This window comes from Serratia sp. 4542 (assembly GCF_016805595.1).
Taxonomy (GTDB): domain Bacteria; phylum Pseudomonadota; class Gammaproteobacteria; order Enterobacterales; family Enterobacteriaceae; genus Serratia; species Serratia nevei.
Genome location: NZ_RXKV01000009.1, coordinates 221,820 through 243,049, shown reverse-complemented (window position 1 = coordinate 243,049; position 21,230 = coordinate 221,820). Strand labels below are relative to the sequence as shown.

Sequence of the window (21,230 nt, the reverse complement as noted above, 5' to 3'; positions counted from 1 at the left end):
GCGGGCGAAGAAGGAATATCAGTCGCGGCGAGCGCTTTGGCCGCGCAGCAGGCCGGAGGCCCCTTCAGAATAGTCGCGCGGCATTTCCACCGGCGCCTGATCGTTGTCCGCTTCCGCTTCGGTCAGGCGATAGCGGAACGGATTCTCCTGCATCGGCAGATCCGGCAGCAGGTTGTTGGAGCTTTTCGCCATATGCTGATACAGCTGGCGATAATCGCGAGCCATGTTGTCCAGCAGCTCGGCGCTGCGGGCGAAGTGGCCGACCAGCTCCTGGCGGTACTCTTCCAGCTCGGTTTTGCTCTTGTCCAGCTCGTTCTGCAGGACTTGTTGTTGACGTAATTTACGGTTGCCAAAACGCATCGCCACCGCACCAATCACGATACCGACGACCAAACCAATCAGCGCATACTCCCAGGTCATGATGACTCCTATTTTGACTTCGTTGTTCCGCAGGGATTTTTCACTTAATAATATCCACTATAACCGTTAACCTTGTCCGAGTGGAATCCTGATGCGCTTCCACCCAGTGTTTACAGGGTTTTCAACGGCGCCCGCAGCGGGCATTTGTGGCGATAACGGTGCGAATCGGCATCAACTTGCCGCCAACGTTGGCTAAATAATTTCTAAGCGTTCTTAGGGAACATCGAACAGATGCAGGCACTATCACCGTTATCTCGCTACCAGCAGGCGCTGGACGCGGGGGAATATCAGGCCGATGAGGTTCAACGCCGGGCCGTCGCTCAACTGGATCGCATTTATCAGGCTCTGCTGCAAAAGCCCGCAGCGAGCGCGCCTGCGGGCGGGCTGCGCGGCAAGCTCAGCCGTTTGTTGGGCAAGGGCGGCGAAACGGCGCCGCAGCGTCCGGTGCAGGGGCTGTATATGTGGGGCGGCGTCGGGCGCGGCAAAACCTGGTTGATGGACATGTTCTTCCACAGCCTGCCGGGCGATCGCAAAATGCGTCTGCACTTCCACCGCTTCATGCTGCGGGTGCATGAAGAGCTGACCGAACTGCAAGGGCGGGAAAACCCGCTGGAAATCGTCGCTGACGGCTTCAAGGCTGAGACCGATGTGTTGTGCTTCGACGAATTCTTCGTGTCCGACATCACCGACGCCATGCTGCTGGCCACGCTGCTGCAGGCGCTGTTCGCCCGCGGCATCACGCTGGTGGCCACGTCGAACATCCCGCCGGACGATCTGTACCGCAACGGCCTGCAGCGGGCGCGTTTCCTGCCGGCCATCGATCTGATCAATGAGTACTGCGACGTGATGAACGTCGATGCCGGCATCGACTATCGTCTGCGCACCCTGACCCAGGCGCACCTCTACCTGACGCCGCTGAACGACCAGACGCGCGCGACCCTGGATCGGATGTTCGTCAAGCTGGCGGGCAAGGCGGGGGAGGACGCGCCGGTGCTGCAGATCAACCATCGGCCGCTGCAGGCGATCCGTTCGGTGGACGGCGTGCTGGCGGTGGATTTCCACACGCTGTGCGAAGAGGCGCGCAGCCAGCTGGACTACATTGCGCTGTCGCGGCTATATCACAGCGTGATCCTGTATAATGTGCAGGTGATGGGGCCGCTGAAAGAGAATACCGCGCGCCGCTTCCTGGCGCTGGTGGACGAATTCTACGAGCGACACGTCAAGCTGGTGATCGGCGCCGAGGCGTCGATGTTCGAGATCTACCAGGGGGAGAGGCTGAAGTTCGAGTACCAGCGCTGCCTGTCGCGCCTGCAGGAAATGCAGAGCGAAGAGTACCTCAAGCTGCCGCATCTGCCCTGAGTCCGCCGGGCCTATCGCCGGTTGCCTGCCGCCGGCGATAAATTTATTTTCCATTCAAAAACCGTTCGATCTTTGTGAGCGACTTCTCTATAATCTTGCGACCCCACGTTACAACAAAGTTTTTTTCCCAAAAACTTTATAGTGCCGGCAATGGCTATTCGAAGGGGTAGGTTTGCTGGACTTGTATGGTCGTGTGAGCCTCAACTGTTTTCGAGCGTTTGGGTGTTCACCAACGTGTAACTAATTATTGGGTAAGCTTTCTAATGAAAACTTTTACAGCTAAACCAGAAACCGTAAAACGCGACTGGTACGTTGTTGATGCAGATGGTAAAACTTTAGGCCGTCTCGCTACTGAACTGGCTCGTCGCCTGCGCGGCAAGCATAAAGCGGAATACACCCCGCACGTGGATACCGGTGATTACATCATCGTTCTGAACGCTGACAAAGTTGCTGTAACCGGCAACAAGCGTACAGACAAAGTGTACTACCACCACACCGGCCACATCGGTGGTATCAAGCAAGCGACCTTTGAAGAGATGATTGCCCGCCGTCCTGAGCGCGTGATTGAAATCGCGGTTAAAGGCATGCTGCCAAAGGGCCCGCTGGGTCGTGCTATGTTCCGTAAACTGAAAGTTTACGCGGGCACCGAGCACAATCACGCGGCACAGCAACCGCAAGTTCTGGACATTTAATCGGGATTAATGGCAATGGCTGAAAATCAATACTACGGCACTGGTCGCCGCAAAAGCTCCGCCGCTCGCGTCTTCATCAAGCCGGGCAACGGTAACATCGTTATCAACCAGCGCAGCCTGGAACAGTACTTCGGTCGCGAAACTGCCCGCATGGTAGTTCGTCAGCCGCTGGAGCTGGTCGACATGGTTGGCAAACTGGACCTGTACATCACCGTTAAAGGTGGTGGTATCTCCGGTCAAGCTGGCGCTATCCGTCACGGTATCACCCGTGCACTGATGGAGTACGATGAGACTCTGCGTTCTGAACTGCGTAAAGCTGGCTTCGTCACCCGTGACGCTCGTCAGGTTGAACGTAAGAAAGTCGGCCTGCGTAAAGCACGTCGTCGTCCGCAGTTCTCCAAGCGTTAATTTTCGCTGCTTCGGCAGTGCGATTTACGCAAAAAACCCGGTGCTTCACCGGGTTTTTTTATGCCTGAAATCCGCCGTCCCCGACTAAAATCTGTGGCAGATCAGACAATTCAACATGAATTCACCGCACCGTCCCCACAAAACAAGCAAAATCTGGTAAACTATCACCCACTTTTGCGCCTGTTCGCCGTGCAGTTGACCTCCTGGGCCGGTTTTTCATGGGCTCGGGTCGCGCTGCGTGCTGCCGGCCTGCGGCAAGATTATTCAGGATAGCAGCCTGTCAGTTGGCTATTCGCAGTATTTTCTAGATAACTTGGAGGTTTTCATGGCTGTCGCTGCCAACAAACGTTCGGTAATGACGCTGTTCTCTGGCCCGACCGACATTTTTAGCCATCAAGTACGTATCGTACTGGCGGAGAAAGGTGTCAGCGTCGAGATCGAGCAGGTCGAAATGGATAACCTGCCGCAAGATCTGATTGACCTCAACCCTTACCAGACGGTGCCTACGCTGGTCGATCGCGAACTGACCCTGTATGAATCCCGCATCATCATGGAATACCTGGATGAGCGTTTCCCACACCCGCCGCTGATGCCGGTTTACCCGGTTGCCCGTGGCGAGAGCCGTCTGATGATGCTGCGCATCGAGAAGAACTGGTACTCGCTGATGGACAAGATCGAGAAGAGCAGCGGTCAGGAAGCGGAATCCGCCCGTCGTCAGCTGCGTGAAGAGCTGCTGGCGATCGCACCGATCTTCGGCCAGGCGCCGTATTTCATGAGCGAAGAGTTCAGCCTGGTGGATTGCTATCTGGCGCCGCTGTTGTGGCGTCTGCCGCAGCTGGGCATTGAATTGAGCGGTGCCGGCTCCAAAGAGCTGAAAGGCTACATGACCCGCGTCTTCGAACGCGACGCTTTCCTGGCTTCCCTGACCGAAGCCGAGCGTGAAATGCGCCTGCAAACCCGGGGCTAAGCGCGATGGACATGTCTCAGATGACGCCGCGTCGCCCGTATCTGCTGCGGGCGTTCTATGACTGGCTGCTGGATAACCAGCTGACGCCGCACCTGGTGGTCGATGTGACTCGCCCGGACGTGCAGGTGCCGATGGAGTTCGCGCGTGACGGCCAGATCGTGCTGAATATCGCGCCGCGCGCGGTAGGCAACCTGGCGTTGGGCAACGAAGACGTGCAGTTCAACGCGCGCTTCGGCGGCGTGCCGCGTCAGGTTTCGGTGCCGATGGCCGCCGTGCTGGCGATCTATGCGCGTGAAAACGGCGCCGGCACGATGTTCGAACCGGAAGCCGCCTACGACGAGAGCGAAGGCGTGTTCGAAGGCCTGGACAATGAGACGATCCCTTCGGAAACCCTGATGTCGGTGATCGACGGCGATCGCCCGGATACCGCGGAAGACAACGGCCCGGACGACGAGCCGCCGCAGCCGCCGCGCGGTGGCCGCCCGGCGCTGCGCGTGGTGAAGTAATCCCTGCGCGAACAAACGAAAAAGCACCCTATGGGGTGCTTTTTTTTTGCCCGGCAGAAGCGGATCAGCCTTTCAAGGCGGCAATGCAGGCATCGCGCGGTGCGCTGAGATCGCCTACGCGCACGGTGGACAAGGCGCGGGTTGCGCGCTGGCGGAAACTGGTGATGGCGGTGTCGCCTTGCACTTCCGGCGGCGCGGTGCAAATGTCATTGAGCGGCAGATCGTTGCCTTTGTTGAGCGCCTGCAACACCGCCGCCGGATTGTAAATCAGGGCGGCGGAGAGCGCCGATTTGATGCCGGCGGTGAAGCCGGCATTGCCGCCGCCGGCCAGCTTGGGCGCCAGGGCAATCCAGCTGTCGTCCCCCAGCCGGATGCTGTTTTCCACGGCGCTGAACTGCCCGGCCTTGCCCAACTGTGCCACGACCGGCCGCGCGCCGCGCGCTTCGATATTGTAACCGACCTCCTGCGAATCCAGCGCCATGGCTGAAGCGCTGAAACTGACGGCCAGCACTGCGCCGGCCAACAGGGAAATGGAGCATTTCATGTTCGCTATCCTTATCTCGGTGTCAGGCGCAGCCGCGCCCCGCAATGGTGCTAACTCAATACTATAGCGCGTTGACGCGGTGAGGTGAGGGGAGGTTGTTACAAAGCGTGGCAGGCTAAAAACAGAGGCCCGGCAATGTGCCGGGCCTCTGGCGGTACGGAAGGTTTACACTTCCAGGTAGTTCATGATGCCGTCTGCCGCCTTGCGGCCTTCGGCGATCGCCGTCACCACCAGGTCGGAACCGCGCACCGCGTCGCCGCCGGCGAAGATTTTCGGGTTGCTGGTCTGGAACGCGTTGTCGCTGCCTTCCGGCGCCAGGATGCGGCCCTGTTTATCGAGCTGCACGTCGTGCGCCGCCAGCCAGTCCATACGGTGCGGGCGGAAGCCGAATGCCATCACCACCGCGTCGGCGTCGATCACGTGTTCGGAACCCGGCACCTGCTCCGCCGCCTGACGGCCGTTGGCATCCGGTGCGCCCAGCTGAGTGCGCACCATCTTCACCCCGGCCACGCGGCCGGCGCTGTTCAGCTCGATGCTCAGCGGCTGCAGGTTGAACTGGAAGTCCACCCCTTCTTCCCGGGCGTTCTTCACTTCGCGCTTGGAACCCGGCATGTTGGCTTCGTCGCGGCGGTAGGCGCAGGTGACCTGCGTCGCGCCCTGGCGCACCGAGGTACGCACGCAGTCCATGGCGGTATCGCCGCCGCCCAGCACCACCACGCGCTTGCCTTCCATGCTGACGTAAGGCTCGTGCTGCTCGGTTTCATAGCCCATCAGCTGCTTGGTGTTGGCGATCAGGAACGGCAGCGCATCGTACACGCCCTGCGCTTCCTCGTTCTCCAGGCCACCGCGCATCGACTGATAGGTGCCGACGCCGAGGAATACCGCATCGTACTCGCTCAGCAAGGTCTCCATGCTGATGTCTTTGCCCACTTCGGTGTTCAGCTGGAACTCGATGCCCATCTCACTGAAGATGCTGCGGCGTTTGACCATCACTTCCTTTTCCAGCTTGAAGGCCGGGATGCCGAAGGTCAGCAGGCCGCCGATCTCCGGATGACGGTCATATACCACCGCCTTGACGCCGTTGCGGGTCAATACGTCGGCGCAGGCCAGCCCGGCAGGGCCGGCACCGACGATCGCCACGCGCTTGCCGGTCGGCTGCACGTGCGACATGTCCGGCTTCCAGCCCATTTCGATGGCCTTATCGCTGATGTAGCGTTCGATATTGCCGATGGTGACCGCACCGAACTCGTCGTTCAGGGTGCAGGAGCCTTCGCACAGGCGATCCTGCGGGCACACGCGGCCGCACACTTCCGGCAGACTGTTGGTCTGATGCGCCAGGTCCGCCGCTTCCATGATGCGGCCTTCGTTGGCCAGCTTCAGCCAGTTCGGGATGTAGTTGTGCACCGGGCACTTCCACTCGCAATACGGGTTGCCGCAGGACAGACAGCGGTCCGCCTGGGCCTTGGCCTGGGTTTCCGAAAACGGTTCGTAGATCTCGACGAACTCGATTTTGCGGATCTTCAGCGGTTTCTTTGGCGGATCAACACGCTGCAGGTCGATAAATTGGTAAACGTTCTGGCTCATTAATGACCTACCTCTTACTGCGCCTGCACCCGCAGCTCGGCTGCGGAACGGCTACGGTGACCCAACAGCGCTTTGACATCGCTGGACTTCGGTTTGACCAGGGCGAACTTCGGTGCCCACTCCGGCCAGTTGGCCAGGATCTCTTCCGCGCGGGAAGAGCCGGTCGCCTGCACGTGTTCGGTGATCAGGCCGCGCAGGTGCTCCTCATGGATCGCCAGCTGATCGACATCCAGCACTTCCACCAGCTCCGGGTTCACGCGCTTGCGGAACTCGCCGTCTTCGTCCAGCACGTAGGCGAAACCGCCGGTCATGCCCGCACCGAAGTTGATGCCGGTTTTACCCAGCACGCAGACGATGCCGCCGGTCATGTATTCGCAGCCGTTGTCGCCGATGCCTTCCACCACGGTGATGGCGCCGGAGTTGCGCACCGCGAAGCGTTCGCCCGCGCGGCCGGCGGCGAACAGCTTGCCGCCGGTAGCGCCGTACAGGCAGGTGTTGCCGACGATGCTGGCTTCATGGCTGCGGAAGGCGGAGCCGATCGGCGGACGCACCGCGATGCTGCCGCCGGCCATGCCTTTGCCGACATAGTCGTTGGCGTCGCCGGTCAGGGTCAGCTCGACCCCGCCGGCGTTCCAGACGCCGAAGCTCTGCCCGGCGGTGCCGGAGAAGTGCGCCTTGATCGGATCGGCCGCCATGCCCTGATCGCCGTGCACGTCGGCGATAGCGCCGGACAGCATGGCGCCCACGGAGCGGTCGGTGTTGCGAATGTCGAAGTAGAAGGTTTTACCCTGCTTCGCTTCGATATGCGGTTGCGCCTGCGCCAGCAGTTCTTTGTTCAGCAGGCCCTTGTCGAACGCCGGGTTGCTGCTTTCGGTGCAGTACACCGCTTTACCCGGATGCGGCGTGGCGGTTTTCAGCAGCGGCGAAAGATCCAGCTTGTTCTGCTTGGCAGAGATGCCGTCCAGCTCGGTCAGGAACTCGGTGCGGCCGATCAGATCCACCAGTTGGCTCACGCCCAGTTGCGCCATGATCTCGCGGGTTTCACGCGCGATAAACTGGAAGTAATTCGTCACGCGTTCCGGCAGGCCGTGGTAGTGATCGCGGCGCAGCTTGTCGTCCTGAGTCGCGACGCCGGTCGCGCAGTTGTTGAGGTGGCAGATGCGCAGGTATTTACAGCCCAGCGCCACCATCGGTCCGGTGCCGAAGCCGAAGCTTTCCGCGCCCAGGATCGCCGCCTTGACGATGTCCACGCCGGTTTTCAGGCCGCCGTCCACCTGCAGGCGGATCTTGTGGCGCAGGCCGTTGGCCACCAGCGCCTGCTGGGTTTCCACCAGGCCCAGCTCCCACGGACAGCCGGCGTATTTCACCGAGGACAGCGGGCTGGCGCCGGTGCCGCCGTCGTAACCGGCGATGGTGATGAGATCGGCATAGGCTTTCGCCACGCCGGTGGCGATGGTGCCGACGCCCGGTTCGGACACCAGTTTCACCGAAATCACCGCCTTCGGGTTGACCTGCTTCAGGTCGAAGATCAGCTGCGCCAGATCTTCGATCGAGTAGATGTCGTGGTGCGGCGGCGGGGAGATTAGGGTCACGCCCGGCACCGAGTAACGCAGTCTGGCGATGTACGGGGTGACTTTGTCGCCCGGCAGCTGGCCGCCTTCACCCGGCTTGGCGCCCTGCGCCACCTTAATCTGGATCACGTCGGCGTTCACCAGGTAGGCCGGCGTCACGCCGAAGCGGCCGGAGGCCACCTGTTTGATGCGCGACACCTTGTTGGTGCGGTAGCGCGCCGGATCTTCGCCGCCTTCGCCGGAGTTGGAGAAGCCGCCGAGGCCGTTCATGGCGATCGCCAGCGACTCGTGCGCTTCCGGGCTCAGTGCGCCGATCGACATCGCCGCGGTGTCGAAGCGTTTGAACAGCGACTCCGCCGGTTCAACCTGATCGACCGGGATCGGTTCGCCTTTCGGCGTGATGGCCAGCAGATCGCGCAGCATGGCGACCGGCCGCTCGTTCACCAGCTTGGCGTAGGCCTGATAGTCACTGTATTCCCCGCTGTGCACCGCTTTTTGCAGCGAGTTCACCACGTCCGGGTTGTAGGCGTGGTATTCGCCGCCGTGCACGAACTTCAGCAGGCCGCCTTGCTCCAGCGGCTTGCGTTTCAGCCAGGCGCGCTTGGAAAGGTTCTGCAGATCCTGCTGGAAATCGCTGAAGCTGGCGCCGCCGATGCGGCTGACCACGCCCTGGAAGCACAGATCCGCCAGATCGCGGTGCAGGCCGACCGCTTCGAACAGCTTGGAGCAGCGGTAAGAGGCGATGGTCGAGATGCCCATTTTGGACATGATCTTGTACAGGCCTTTGTTGATGCCGTTGCGGTAGTTCAGCATCACGTCGCGGTATTTCTTGTCGATCGCCTGGCTGTCCACCAGCTTGGCCAGGGTTTCATAGGCCAGGTACGGGTAGATGGCGGTCGCGCCGAAGCCGAGCAGCACGGCGAAGTGGTGCGGATCGCGGGCGCTGGCGGTTTCAACGATCAGGTTGGCGTCGCAGCGCAGGCTTTTCTCAACCAGGCGGGTTTGCACGGCGCCAACCGCCATTGGGGCCGGTACCGGCAGGCGGCCGGGCGCGATGGCGCGGTCGGACAGCACCAACAGCACCGCACCTTCGCGCACCTTGCGTTCCGCTTCGTCGCACAGGGCGCGAATGGTCTGCTCCAGATCCTGCTGCTGCGGATCGAAGGTCAGATCGAGGGTCTCGGCGCGATAGTATTCGCCTTCCAGCGTGGTGAGCTGTTTGAAATCGGAGTACAGCAGGATCGGCGATTTGAAGCTCAGGCGGTGCGCCTGGCCTTCGGCTTCGCAGAACACGTTCATTTCACGGCCGATGCTGGTGGCCAGCGACATGACGTGCGCTTCGCGCAGCGGATCGATCGGCGGGTTGGTGACCTGCGCGAACTGCTGGCGGAAATAGTCGTAAACGATGCGCGGCCGGCTGGAGAGCACGGCGAACGGGGTATCGTCGCCCATCGAGCCGGTGGCTTCCTGGCCAATCTCGCCCAGCACGCGGATCACCTGATCCAGCTCTTCGCTGCTGTAGCCGAACTGTTTCTGGTAGGTTTCGAGCTGCGCGTCGTCGAGCTCGCGGCTGCCGACCTGATCGTCCGGCAGATCTTCGAACGGCACCAGACGTTTGACGTTTTTCTCCATCCACTCTTTATACGGATGGCGGCTTTTCAGATCGTTGTCGGTCTCCGCCGAGTGCAGGATGCGGCCGCTGCGGGTGTCGATCACCATCAGCTCGCCGGGGCCGACGCGGCCTTTTTCCACCACTTCGTCCGGCTGGTAATCCCAGATGCCGACTTCGGAGGCGCAGGTGATCAGCTTGTCTTTGGTGATCACATAGCGCGCCGGGCGCAGGCCGTTGCGATCGAGGTTACAGGCGGCGTAGCGGCCGTCGGACATCACGATGCCGGCCGGGCCGTCCCACGGCTCCATGTGCATCGAGTTGAAGTCGAAGAAGGCGCGCAGATCGCCGTCCATGTCCGGGTTATTCTGCCAGGCCGGCGGCACCAGCAGGCGCATGGCGCGAATGAGATCCATCCCGCCCGCCAGCAGCAGCTCCAGCATATTGTCCAGCGAGCTGGAGTCGGAGCCGGTTTCGTTGACGAACGGCGCGGCGGCCTGCAGATCCGGGATCAGCGGCGTTTGGAATTTGTAGGTACGGGCACGCGCCCACTGGCGGTTGCCGGTGATGGTGTTGATTTCGCCGTTGTGCGCCAGGTAGCGGAACGGCTGCGCCAGCGGCCAGCGCGGCACGGTGTTGGTGGAGAAGCGCTGGTGGAACAGGCAAATGGCCGACTCCAGGCGCAGGTCCGCCAGATCGAGATAGAAGCGCGGCAGATCCGCAGGCATGCAAAGGCCTTTATAGATCGTCACCAGGTTGGAGAAGCTGCAGACGTAGAAGCTGTTGTCCTGCACGCGTTTCTCGATGCGGCGGCGCGCCACGAACAGGCGGCGCTCCATATCGCGCGGGCGCCAGCCGGCCGGGGCGTTAACGAAGATTTGCTCGATGCGCGGCAGGGAGGAGAGGGCGATTTCACCCAGCACGTCCGGGTTGGTCGGCACTTCACGCCAGCCGACGATCGACAGCGTTTCGTTTTGCAGCTCTTCTTCCACGATGCGGCGGCTGAGGCGCGCTTCCTCTTCATTCTGGCTGAGGAACATCATGCCGACGGCGTAGTTCTTGGCCAAACGCCAGCCGCGCTCTTCCGCCACCATGCGGAAGAAGCGATCGGGTTTTTGCAGCAACAGGCCGCAGCCGTCGCCGGTCTTGCCGTCGGCCAGGATTGCGCCGCGGTGTTGCATGCGGGCCAGCGCGTGAATGGCGGTGCGAACCACCTTGTGGCTAGGTTCGCCTTCTATGTGGGCGATCAGGCCGAAACCACAGTTGTCCCTCTCTTGGGATTTATCGTACAACATATCAGTGAACCTCCCCAGGCTCTGCGTGACTCTCACAACCTACTGCGAGGGGGCTTCCCAATTTCAGGCAGAAGTCCAATCAGCAAGTTAACCCCGCTAATCTGCTTTTCCGCCCTCCATCAATGGCCTCTCGTGACGGTCTCACAAGTGGTATAGGACTTGTTTTAAGAGGGAGTCTTCAATTACTGCATAAATATGACGAGACGTTTGCCCGTCCAGAAAGCTTCCAGCGGACTTCCAACTTAGCGAGAAAGAATTCGCAGGTCAAATGTGGGCTTAAGATAGATTCTTATCGAATTGATGATGTTTATTTATTTGAAAAATAAGTATTTTAATGTGTTTTTGCACTATCGTGGGGCAACGCCGATCCCCACAGAAGTGTGAGCTGTCTCACTATAGTGCAACCCCTTAATCTCTGCACCATGCTAGTGCGGGGGTTAATGGCAGAATTTTATTCTATAAGATATTTCTTTGTTGATGTTTGTCACTGTTTTTCACCGCATTGTCATATTGCCGTTAACGGTTGCGCGACGATTAGAATAATTCATCAGAATTATAGTGAATTGATTTGCATTTATGATGAATAGTTATGCCTGGTGGCGCCTTGCGGGGAAAGCGTTGATCTCTGTCATCGCGGGAAAAGCCGTTTCTTATTAGCATCGCGGCTTTGAACACAGAGAATCACCAAGATTATGCAGTTGCCGCAATTAGTCAATATGTTTGGCGCAGATCTCCAGCGCCGCTATGGCGAAAAGATCCATAAACTCACGCTGCACGGCGGATTCAGCTGCCCTAACCGCGACGGCACGTTGGGGCGCGGCGGCTGTACGTTTTGCAACGTCGCTTCGTTTGCCGATGAGGCGATGCAGCGGCAAAGTATCGCCGAACAGCTGGCGCAGCAGGCCGCGCGGGTCAACCGGGCGCGGCGCTATCTGGCCTATTTCCAGGCCTATACCAGCACCTATGCGGAGGTCGAATTGTTGGCGTCGATGTATCGGCAGGCGTTGGCGCAGAGTGAGATGGTCGGCCTGTGCGTCGGCACCCGGCCGGACTGCGTGCCGCCCGCCGCATTGGATCTGCTGACGGGGTATCGCGAGGAGGGTTATGAAGTGTGGCTGGAGCTGGGGCTGCAGACGGCGCACGATAAAACGCTCAAACGCATCAACCGCGGCCATGATTTCCGCTGCTATCAGCAGACCGCGCAACGGGCCCGGCAGCGCGGGCTGAAGGTGTGCTGCCATCTGATCGTCGGGCTGCCGGGAGAAACCCAGCGCGATCATCTGCTCACGCTGCAGCGGGTGGTGGAGTCCGGCGTGGATGGCATCAAGCTGCATCCGCTGCACGTCGTCACTGGCAGTACCCTGGCACGGGCGTGGCATGCCGGGCGTTTGCCAGAACTGGCGCTGGAGGACTATGCCGCCAGCGCCGGGGAGATGATCCGCCACACGCCTGGCGAGGTGGTGTATCACCGCCTGTCCGCCAGCGCCCGTCGGCCCACGCTGCTGGCGCCGCTGTGGTGCGAAAACCGCTGGAGCGGCATGCAGGCGGTGGGCGCTTATCTGCAGCAATGCGGTGGGCAGGGCAGCGCGCTGGATGAAAAGCGGCGCTACCGCCCTGGAATGCCGCTCTGAAGTGCAATCTTTGCCACACTTCGGCGTTTGCCGCCTTATCTCACCGCTGTTTTACGGTATGATTCAAAAGATTGTGTCTGATGGGAGCCGCTATGAAGCAAATCCGGGTGTTGGCCCAGTACTACGTCGATTTAATGGTGAAACTGGGGTTGGTGCGCTTCTCGCTGCTGCTGGCCTCGGCGCTGGTGGTGCTGGCGATGGTGGTGCAGATGGCGGTGACCATGTTGCTGCGCGGCGAAGTGGAAAGCATCGACGTGGTGCGTTCGATCTTCTTCGGCCTGTTGATCACCCCGTGGGCGGTCTACTTCCTCTCGGTGGTGGTGGAGCAGCTGGAGGAGTCGCGCCAGCGGCTGGCGCGGCTGGTGGACAAGCTGGAGGAAATGCGCCACCGCGATCTGGAGCTCAATCAGCAGCTTAAGGACAATATCAGCCAGCTGAACCAGGAGATCGCTGACCGTATCAAGGCGGAAGAAGAGCGCCTGCAGGTGATGGACAAGCTGACGGAAGAGATGGAACAGCGTGAACTGGCGCAGATTGAGCTGGGCCAGCAATCGGCGCTGCTGCGTTCCTTCCTCGATGCCTCGCCGGATCTGGTCTACTACCGCAACGAAGACAAAGAATTTTCCGGCTGCAACCGCGCGATGGAGCTGCTGACCGGCAAGAGCGAGAAGCAGCTGATCGGCCTGACGCCGTTCGACGTCTACGGCCAGGAGATCGCCGAAAAGGTCATTGAGACCGACGAGAAGGTGTTCCGCCACAACGTCTCGCTGACCTACGAACAGTGGCTGGTGTATCCCGATGGCCGCAAGGCCTGTTTCGAGCTGCGCAAGGTCCCGTTTTATGACCGGGTGGGCAAACGCCACGGGCTGATGGGCTTCGGCCGCGATATTACCGAGCGTAAGCGCTACCAGGACGCGCTGGAGAACGCCAGCAGGGAGAAGACCACCTTTATCTCCACGATCAGCCACGAGCTGCGTACGCCGCTTAACGGCATCGTTGGCCTGAGCCGTATCCTGCTCGATACCGAGCTGAACGACGAGCAGCTGAAATACCTGAAGACCATTCACGTCAGCGCCATCACCCTCGGCAATATCTTCAACGACATTATCGAAATGGATAAGCTCGAGCGGCGCAAGGTGCAGCTCGACAACCAGCCGGTGGACTTCACCGGCTTCCTGGCAGATCTGGAGAACCTCTCCGGCCTGTTGGCGCAGCCGAAAGGGCTGCAGTTCATCATGGAGCCGCAGACGCCGCTGCCGCAGCAGATCGTGACCGACGGTACGCGCCTGCGGCAGATTTTGTGGAACCTGATCGGCAACGCGGTGAAATTCACCCAGCAGGGGCAAATCGTGGTGCGCGTGCGGCGTGAGGCGCAGGAGAAGCTGGTGTTCGAGGTGGAAGACTCGGGCATGGGCATCCCGCAGGACGAGCAGGACAAGATCTTCGCCATGTATTACCAGGTGAAAGATCAGCGCGGCGGCCGCCCGGCCACCGGCACCGGCATCGGGCTGGCGGTCTCCAAGCGACTGGCGCAGAGCATGGGCGGCGACATCACCGTGCGCAGCGAACAGGGGCACGGTTCTTGCTTCACTCTGACCATCCAGGCGCCGGCGGTGCAGGAAGCCGCCAGCGCGGTGCCGGAGGAAGAGGAACTGCCGTTGCCGGCGCTGCACATCCTGCTGGTGGAGGATATCGAGCTGAACGTGATCGTGGCGCGCTCGGTGCTGGAGAAACTGGGCAACAGCGTCGAGGTGGCGATGAACGGCCACGACGCGCTGGCGATGTTCGATCCGGACGAGTTCGATCTGGTGCTGCTGGACATCCAGCTGCCGGACATGACCGGGCTGGACATCGCCCGGGTGCTGCGCGAACGCTACGCCGGGCAGGCGCTGCCGCCGCTGGTGGCCCTGACCGCTAACGTGCTGAAAGACAAAAAAGAGTACCTCGAGGCGGGCATGGACGATGTGCTGAGCAAGCCGCTGTCGGTGCCGGCGTTGACCCAGGTCATCAAACACTATTGGGATCATCAACCTTCTCACACTTCAAAGAAAACGGAGCACAAGGCGATGCAGATTAATGAGTCGTTACTCGATACCGCGATGCTGGAGCAGTACATGGACCTGGTTGGCCCGCAGCTGATCCACCAAAGCCTGGAGATGTTCGAACAGATGATGCCGGGCTACCTGGCGGTGCTGGACTCCAACATGACGGCGCGCGATCAGAAAGGCATCACCGAAGAAGGGCACAAGATCAAAGGCGCCGCCGGTTCGGTCGGTCTGCGTCACCTGCAGCAGCTGGCGCAACAGATTCAAACGCCGACGCTGCCGGCCTGGTGGGATAACGTGCAGGATTGGGTGGATGAGTTGAAACAAGAGTGGCGCAACGACGTGCAGGTACTGCGGGCTTGGGTTGAGAACGCTGAAAAAAAATGACCCCGACCTAAGCCGGGGTGCGCGAATATTGCGCCAACACCAGGGAAATTGTGAACCTGCGTATTGGTTTCAGTGTTCTGGTCGAGCAGGTTGTAGCGAATTCCTAAACATCATACAGCCAACAACATAGCAAATGTAAGCGCTCTTGTTAGAAGATTCATTAAAATGTGTGATGTAGATTAGTGTTTGTCAACTCCGAGCACGAACCAGTTGACAGCAGCGACAGGAGTAAGAGTGATGAAAAAGGTGGGTGTCGTCCTCAGCGGCAGCGGCGTTTATGACGGTACGGAGATCCATGAAGCGGTGCTGACGCTGCTGGCGTTGGACCGTGCCGGCGCGCAGGCGGTGTGCTTTGCGCCCGATAAACCACAATGCCATGTTATTAATCACTTATCAGGTGAGGAGATGGCGGAGTCGCGCAATGTTCTGATTGAGTCGGCGCGCATTGCCCGCGGCGCGGTGCAGCCGCTGGCGCTGGCGGAGGCCGCGCAGCTGGATGCGCTGATCGTGCCCGGCGGCTTCGGCGCCGCCAAGAACCTCAGCAATTTCGCCGAAGCCGGCGCGGAATGTTGGGTCGATGAGGATTTGGCGCGTCTGACGCGCGAGATGCATAAGGCCGGCAAACCAATTGGCCTGATGTGCATCGCGCCGGCGCTGTTGCCGAAACTGCTGGATCAACAAGCGCGGCTGACCATTGGCAACGATCCGGACCTGGGAGAAGTGATTGACGCCATGGGCGGCGAGCCGGTGATTTGTCCGGTGGACGATATCGTGGTGGACAGCGAACACAAAGTCGTGACCACGCCGGCCTATATGCTGGCGCCGTCGATCGCGCAGGCGGCCCTCGGTATCGATAAGCTGGTGGCGCGGATACTGGAAATGGCTGAATGAGAAAATCGCTCGGCGGATGGCGGCGACTGCGCCCGTGGTATTGGCTGAAGCGCGGGGTCATCGCGATTCTCGGCCTGTGGGTGTTGGGCATTGTGGCCTTTGCCTTCCTGCCGGTGCCGTTTTCCGCCGTGATGGTGGAGCGGCAAGTCAGCGCCTGGCTGAGCGGCGACTTTGGCTACGTCGCCCATTCGGATTGGGTGTCGATGGACGACATCTCGCCGCAGATGGCGCTGGCGGTGATGGCGGCGGAGGATCAGAAGTTTCCAGACCATTGGGGCTTCGACGTGGCGGCCATTGAAAAGGCGCTCAGCCACAACGAGAAGCGCCCGACGCGCATCCGCGGCGCGTCCACGCTGTCGCAGCAAACCGCCAAGAACCTGTTTCTGTGGGATGGCCGCAGCTGGCTACGCAAAGGGCTGGAGGCCGGATTGACGTCGGGCATCGAGCTGGTGTGGACCAAGCGGCGCATTCTGACGGTGTATCTGAACATCGTCGAGTTCGGCGACGGGGTGTTTGGCGTTGAAGAGGCTTCACAACGCTTTTTCCATAAGCCGGCCAAACGGCTAAGCGCGGCGGAAGCGGCGCTGTTGGCGGCGGTATTGCCGAATCCGCATCGCTTTAGGGCCGATGCGCCTTCCGGCTATGTGATACAGCGACAGCAGTGGATCATGCGCCAGATGCGGCAGCTGGGCGGGGAAGCGTTTTTAAGCGAGAACAAGCTGGATTAAACGGGCGGGAGCGGCACGGTGCCGCTCCCGCCAGAACGGATTACTTCACATAGGTAAAGGCGGTGGTGACGTGCTTCACGCCGCTCACCTGGCTGGCGATCTGCGCCGCCGACTGCCCTTCCTGTTGGGTGACGAGGCCCAGCAAGAACACTTCGCCGTTTTCGGTGGTGACCTTCACGTTGGATGATTTCACCGTATCGCTGGTGAGCAGCTGCGAACGCACCTTGGTGGTGATCCAGGTGTCGGAGGACGCGGTGCTCAGGCTGACCGGCGTGCCCTGACGGATTTCGTTGTACACTTCGGTCGTGCCTTCCACGCCCATGGCGATCTGCTTGGCGCGCGCGGTGAGATCGGCGTTAGGCGACTGGCCGGTCAACAGCACTTTGCCCTGATAGGCGGTGGCGACCACCCGGGCGTCTTTCTTCAACTGCTGGTCTTTGCTCAGAGCGCTTTCGACCCTGGCTTCCAGCGTGCCGTCATCCACCTGGGTCCCGACGCTGCGCGGGTCGGTGGCGGTTTTGGTCGCGACGGCCGCACTGCCGACGACGACGCCGGCGATACAGCCTTGCAACAGCAGGGCGCTGGACAGCACTGCAAATGTGGCTTTTAGCTTCATCTCAGTTCCTTAATCGTCCTGGTGGGGGAATAACGTATTGTCTATCAGATCGCACAGGCAGTTTACGGTCAGCATATGCATTTCCTGAATGCGCGAGCTGCGGTGCGACGGGATGCGGATCTCGACATCCTGCTGGCCGAGCAGCCCGGCCAGCTCGCCGCCGTCGTAGCCGGTGAGCGCGACGATGGTCATATCGCGCGTGACGGCCGCCTCGACCGCTTTCACAATATCACGGCTGTTGCCGCGGGTGGAAATCGCCAGCAGCACGTCGCCGGTGTGCCCGAGCGCGCGCACCTGCTTGGCGTACACTTCGTCGTGCAGCCGATCGTTGCTGATCGCCGTCAGCACCACGTTGTCGGCGTTGAGGGCGATGGCCGGCAGGCTGGGGCGCTCGGTTTCAAAACGGTTGATCATGCTGGCGGCGAAGTGCTGCGCGTTGGCCGCCGAGGTGCCGTTGCCGCAGCACAGGATTTTGTTGCCGTTGAGTAAGGATTGAACCAGCGTCATCGCAGCGCGGGAAATGGCGTCCGGCAATGCTTCCGCCGCCGCGATCTGGGTTTGGATGCTTTCGGTAAAACAGACTTTAATTCTATCCAGCACGTTGTATTAATCCACTAAGTCAAAGGGCCGGTCTGCGCCGCAAAACCCCGATTAATCCGCATTGAAGGCGTTGGGTATCCATTCTAACTGGCTACCGGTAATGGCCAAAACATCAAAACGGCAAGATGATGTGTCAAAACTGGCTCCGCGCCCCGCCAGCCAGACGGCGGCGGCATGCAGCAACCGCTGTTGTTTGCGAAAGGTGACGCTGGCGGCCGCGCCGCCGAAGGCGTCGTTGCGGCGGTAGCGCACTTCGACGAACACCCAGGTGGCGCCGTCGCGCATGATGAGGTCGAGCTCACCGCCGCGCACCGCGACGTTGGCGGCGCAGAAGGTGAGCCCGGCGTGTTCCAGGTGACGGCGGGCCAGTAACTCATAGCCCGCCCCTGAGGCGCGTGGGTTCAAGAGACCGGAACGACCGTACCCTGACGGTATTGCAGCCAAGGCAGTTTGCGGTTGATCACGCAGTTCGGCGACGCGCTCAGCGTACCGGTGGTGCCGGAAACCTGGAAGCCCGGCAGCTGGCGCATTTCAGCAAAGTGGTTGGCCAATGTCCAGGCATCCATCCCCATCGCATACAGGCGCACCAGCGAGTAGTCGTTGCGGAAGCGCGCGCTGGCCTGCTGCAACAGCTGAGGGTTTGAACCGGCCAGCAGCGGGATGTCGCTGAACTGCAGGCCTTCCATTTCCAGGCGGAAGTCCGGGCCGGCACCGGCCTGATAGCTGCGCGAGCTGGCGTACATCGCCGGCTTGCCGCGCGAGCTGGTGGCCATGTCGATCATCGGTTTGATCAGCGTCAGCTGAGACTGGGTGGCGACGATATACACCGCGTCGACGCTGCCGCCGGTCGCGGCGGGCACGTCGCTCGGCGGCGCAGGAATGGTCAATCCGGCGATGGTCACGCTCTGCGGCGCCGGGGCGCTCGATATCGGCGTGCCGGTCATGCGGATGCCGCCGCTGTTGACCATCTGGCGCAGTTCGCCGGCGGAGCCGATGTCCTGACGCAGCACGGTTTGCCCGCCTTGCTTCTGCCATTCCTGGTTAAAGGCCTTGGCGACGCGATCGCCGAAGGCGCCGCGCGGCACCAGCAGCAGCGGTTGACGCTTCTGCTGTTCCCAGATGTGGCGGGCGGCGTCGCGCGCTTCATCTTCCGGCGACAGGGCGAAGTAACAGATGTTCAGGTTGTCCTTCGGCGTTTCCGGCTGGTTGAGCGCCAGCACGTTCAGCGTGGTGGTGCTGGCGGACAGCTGATCGACGTTCTCTTTCAGCAGCGGCCCGACCACCAGGGTGGCGCCATCCTGCTGCGCCTGGCTCAGCAAGGCGGCCAGCGGCTGGCTGGTGGTATCGTACACTTTGACCTGTGCGTTAGCGGCCTGCAGCGGCGTTATCGGCGCGCTGGACGGCGCCGCCGGTTGCGCGGCGGTCACGGCAGGCTGGCTCTCTTGCGCCGAAGGGCTGACCGCGCCGTTGGCGTTGATGTCACCCGCGGCGGCCTGATCGGTCGGCGCCGTTTGGGCCGGTGCGCTAGCCGGTTGCGCGGCTTGAGGCTGCGGTGCCGGCATGGTACCGCCGTTTTTCGCCGCTTCGAAGCCTTGCTGGATGGCGTCGGCGAACACTTTCGCCTGGCCGTTCAACGGCAGCAGCAGGGCGATTTTCGAGGTGGAGGCCTGGGTGAAGTTCAGCACTTGGTTCAGGCGAGCGGGCAGCGTTTTGGCCGCCGGGTTCTTCGGATAACGGTTCTGCCAGTCTTTGATGCCGGCCTTCAGCAGATCGGGATCCTGCTTGTTGTCCTGATAGACGCGCAGCAGATCCAGCCAGCCTTGCAGCACGTTCTCGTCGGCGTTGATCACCAGGCTGTTCATCTCCTGCGGCGTCAGCTGCAGCAGCGCCTGCCAGGTCTGATCCAGGTTGTCCTGGTGCGGTTTGCCGGTCAGCAACGGCTCCTGAGCGATATAGGCGCGGATCAAGGGCAGCGACGCTTTGCCCTGATTGGCGGCAATCTGCGCCTGGTAGTAGCGCACCTTCTGATTCGGCGACAGCGAAGCGCTGTCCAGATGGCCCAGCGTACTGCGGGCGCTGACGTAGCTCTTGTTGGCGATCTGCAGTTCGGCGGTCAGCAACTGGCGTTCAGTCTGCTGCGCACCGCTGAGGTTTTTCGGCAGCTGGTTCAGCTGGTCGCCGGCCTGCGGCAGTTTTCCTTCACGCAGCAAGGCGCGAATAGCAAGTAATTGCCAGTCAGCCTTGTTATCATCGCTGCTTTGCTGCAACTGCTGCAGGTAGTAATCGGAGCTGGCGCTCGCTTCGTCCTGTATATTGGCGGGCGGCGTTTGCGGGGCCCGACTTGGACAGCCTGCCAGGAAAAGGGCGGCCGCGATGACTGCGGTAAGTCGGACAGGCTTGGAACGCCCTGCTTTGGTACGAACGAATGTTGAGGAAAGCATACTGTATCCAGTGATGTTTTTTTCAAGATGCTCAATATTAAATCGGCAACCCGGATGAAACAATGAATCAACACCAACAATCAGTCATTTCTGCATCAACGCTGTATGTGGTGCCCACCCCCATCGGCAATCTGGGCGATATCACTCACCGGGCGTTAGAGGTACTGAAAAGCGTTGATCTGATCGCGGCGGAAGACACGCGCCATACCGGATTGCTGCTGCAACACTTCGCGATCAACGCGCGTCTGTTCGCGCTGCATGACCACAACGAACAGCAAAAGGCCGATCAGCTGCTGGCGAAACTGCAGGAAGGCCAGAGCATCGCGCTGGTGTCCGACGCCGGCACGCCGCTGATCAACGATCCCGGTTATCACCTGGTGCGCCGCTGCCGCGAGGCCGGCATTCGCGTGGTGCCTCTGCCGGGCGCCTGCGCCGCCACCACCGCGCTGTGCGCTGCGGGCGTCGCTTCCGACCGCTTCTGCTATGAAGGCTTCCTGCCGGCGAAAACCAAGGGGCGCAAGGATACGCTGATGGCGCTGGCGGAGGAACCGCGCACGCTGATTTTCTACGAATCCACTCACCGCCTGCTGGAAAGCCTGCAGGACATGGTCACCGTCTGGGGCCCGCAGCGCTATGTGGTGCTGGCGCGCGAGCTGACCAAAACCTGGGAATCTATCCACGGTGCGCCGGTGGGCGAACTGCTGGCGTGGGTGCAGGAAGATGAAGTGCGCCGCCGCGGCGAGATGGTGCTGATCGTCGAAGGCCACAAGGCGCAGGAGGATGCGTTGCCGCTCGAGGCGCTGCGCACGCTGGCGCTGCTGCAAAAAGAGCTGCCGCTGAAAAAGGCGGCGGCGCTGGCGGCGGAAATTCACGGCGTGAAGAAAAATGCGCTGTATAAGCACGCGCTGGAGCAACAACAGCCGTAAAGCGGTTGAC

Annotated in this window: 18 protein-coding genes; 10 read left to right on the top strand and 8 right to left on the bottom strand. The window is 61.0% G+C overall.

Going from position 1 to position 21,230, the window contains the following annotated elements:
• Positions 1–18: 18 nt before the first annotated feature.
• Positions 19–420 carry a Z-ring associated protein ZapG gene (gene zapG / locus EKL15_RS11835; RefSeq protein WP_004937074.1) on the bottom strand — a complete coding sequence of 134 codons (402 nt, stop codon included), beginning with the start codon at positions 418–420 and terminating at the stop codon, positions 19–21.
• A gap of 231 nt (positions 421–651) precedes the next feature.
• On the opposite strand from zapG, the gene zapE reads away from it, so the two are divergent.
• The 5 genes from zapE (at position 652) to sspB (ending at position 4,352) form a co-directional block, all read left to right on the top strand.
• A complete protein-coding gene (zapE, locus tag EKL15_RS11830; RefSeq protein WP_060424675.1) occupies positions 652–1,779 on the top strand; it encodes a cell division protein ZapE in 1,128 nt (375 codons plus the stop codon).
• A gap of 263 nt (positions 1,780–2,042) precedes the next feature.
• Positions 2,043–2,471 carry a 50S ribosomal protein L13 gene (gene rplM / locus EKL15_RS11825; protein ID WP_004937079.1) on the top strand — a complete coding sequence of 143 codons (429 nt, stop codon included), beginning with the start codon at positions 2,043–2,045 and terminating at the stop codon, positions 2,469–2,471.
• Positions 2,472–2,486: 15 nt separating this feature from the next.
• The gene (rpsI, locus tag EKL15_RS11820; protein WP_004937080.1) at positions 2,487–2,879 is read left to right on the top strand and encodes a 30S ribosomal protein S9; all 393 of its coding nucleotides are present in this window, start codon (positions 2,487–2,489) and stop codon (positions 2,877–2,879) included.
• Between the two features lie 325 nt (positions 2,880–3,204).
• Positions 3,205–3,846, top strand: a complete 642-nt coding sequence (gene sspA, locus EKL15_RS11815) for a stringent starvation protein SspA (RefSeq protein ID WP_004937082.1) — start codon at positions 3,205–3,207, stop codon at positions 3,844–3,846.
• Positions 3,847–3,851: 5 nt separating this feature from the next.
• Complete coding sequence (gene sspB / locus EKL15_RS11810; protein ID WP_004937084.1) at positions 3,852–4,352, top strand: ClpXP protease specificity-enhancing factor; 501 nt, start codon at positions 3,852–3,854, stop codon at positions 4,350–4,352.
• Positions 4,353–4,416: 64 nt separating this feature from the next.
• Here sspB and EKL15_RS11805 read toward each other — a convergent pair whose 3' ends face one another.
• From EKL15_RS11805 to gltB, 3 genes are all read right to left on the bottom strand, one after another.
• Positions 4,417–4,896 (bottom strand): hypothetical protein, encoded by a 480-nt coding sequence (locus tag EKL15_RS11805; RefSeq protein ID WP_084827503.1) that lies wholly within the window; start codon positions 4,894–4,896, stop codon positions 4,417–4,419.
• 165 nt (positions 4,897–5,061) lie between these two features.
• The gene (locus EKL15_RS11800) at positions 5,062–6,480 is read right to left on the bottom strand and encodes a glutamate synthase small subunit (protein ID WP_048234903.1); all 1,419 of its coding nucleotides are present in this window, start codon (positions 6,478–6,480) and stop codon (positions 5,062–5,064) included.
• 14 nt (positions 6,481–6,494) lie between these two features.
• Complete coding sequence (gene gltB, locus EKL15_RS11795) at positions 6,495–10,955, bottom strand: glutamate synthase large subunit (protein WP_033649002.1); 4,461 nt, start codon at positions 10,953–10,955, stop codon at positions 6,495–6,497.
• Positions 10,956–11,647: 692 nt separating this feature from the next.
• On the opposite strand from gltB, the gene EKL15_RS11790 reads away from it, so the two are divergent.
• The 4 genes from EKL15_RS11790 (at position 11,648) to mtgA (ending at position 16,637) form a co-directional block, all read left to right on the top strand.
• Positions 11,648–12,586 carry a TIGR01212 family radical SAM protein gene (locus EKL15_RS11790; protein ID WP_060440983.1) on the top strand — a complete coding sequence of 313 codons (939 nt, stop codon included), beginning with the start codon at positions 11,648–11,650 and terminating at the stop codon, positions 12,584–12,586.
• A gap of 92 nt (positions 12,587–12,678) precedes the next feature.
• Positions 12,679–15,018 carry an aerobic respiration two-component sensor histidine kinase ArcB gene (gene arcB, locus EKL15_RS11785; protein WP_060440984.1) on the top strand — a complete coding sequence of 780 codons (2,340 nt, stop codon included), beginning with the start codon at positions 12,679–12,681 and terminating at the stop codon, positions 15,016–15,018.
• A 237-nt stretch (positions 15,019–15,255) separates the two neighbouring features.
• On the top strand, positions 15,256–15,909 hold the full coding sequence (gene elbB, locus EKL15_RS11780) for an isoprenoid biosynthesis glyoxalase ElbB (protein ID WP_089186489.1): 654 nt from the start codon (positions 15,256–15,258) through the stop codon (positions 15,907–15,909).
• On the top strand, positions 15,906–16,637 hold the full coding sequence (mtgA, locus tag EKL15_RS11775) for a monofunctional biosynthetic peptidoglycan transglycosylase (RefSeq protein ID WP_049198512.1): 732 nt from the start codon (positions 15,906–15,908) through the stop codon (positions 16,635–16,637). The genes elbB and mtgA overlap by 4 nt, the downstream gene beginning before the upstream one ends.
• Before the next feature lie 40 nt (positions 16,638–16,677).
• Here mtgA and dolP read toward each other — a convergent pair whose 3' ends face one another.
• From dolP to EKL15_RS11755, 4 genes are read right to left on the bottom strand one after another with little or no spacing between them, the layout of a single operon-like run.
• Positions 16,678–17,253 carry a division/outer membrane stress-associated lipid-binding lipoprotein gene (gene dolP, locus EKL15_RS11770; RefSeq protein ID WP_004937101.1) on the bottom strand — a complete coding sequence of 192 codons (576 nt, stop codon included), beginning with the start codon at positions 17,251–17,253 and terminating at the stop codon, positions 16,678–16,680.
• A gap of 9 nt (positions 17,254–17,262) precedes the next feature.
• Positions 17,263–17,853: a DnaA initiator-associating protein DiaA gene (gene diaA, locus EKL15_RS11765; protein ID WP_004937103.1), complete on the bottom strand. Its 591-nt coding sequence runs from the start codon at positions 17,851–17,853 to the stop codon at positions 17,263–17,265.
• A 51-nt stretch (positions 17,854–17,904) separates the two neighbouring features.
• Positions 17,905–18,258 carry a YraN family protein gene (locus tag EKL15_RS11760; RefSeq protein WP_094300729.1) on the bottom strand — a complete coding sequence of 118 codons (354 nt, stop codon included), beginning with the start codon at positions 18,256–18,258 and terminating at the stop codon, positions 17,905–17,907.
• Positions 18,255–20,294 carry a penicillin-binding protein activator gene (locus tag EKL15_RS11755; protein WP_197786483.1) on the bottom strand — a complete coding sequence of 680 codons (2,040 nt, stop codon included), beginning with the start codon at positions 20,292–20,294 and terminating at the stop codon, positions 18,255–18,257. Before EKL15_RS11755 ends, EKL15_RS11760 begins: the two co-directional genes overlap by 4 nt.
• A gap of 62 nt (positions 20,295–20,356) precedes the next feature.
• Here EKL15_RS11755 and rsmI point away from each other — a divergent pair, with 62 nt between their 5' ends.
• Entirely contained in the window at positions 20,357–21,220 is an 864-nt protein-coding gene (gene rsmI, locus EKL15_RS11750; RefSeq protein WP_004937108.1) for a 16S rRNA (cytidine(1402)-2'-O)-methyltransferase, read from the top strand.
• The last annotated feature ends 10 nt before the right edge of the window (positions 21,221–21,230 follow it).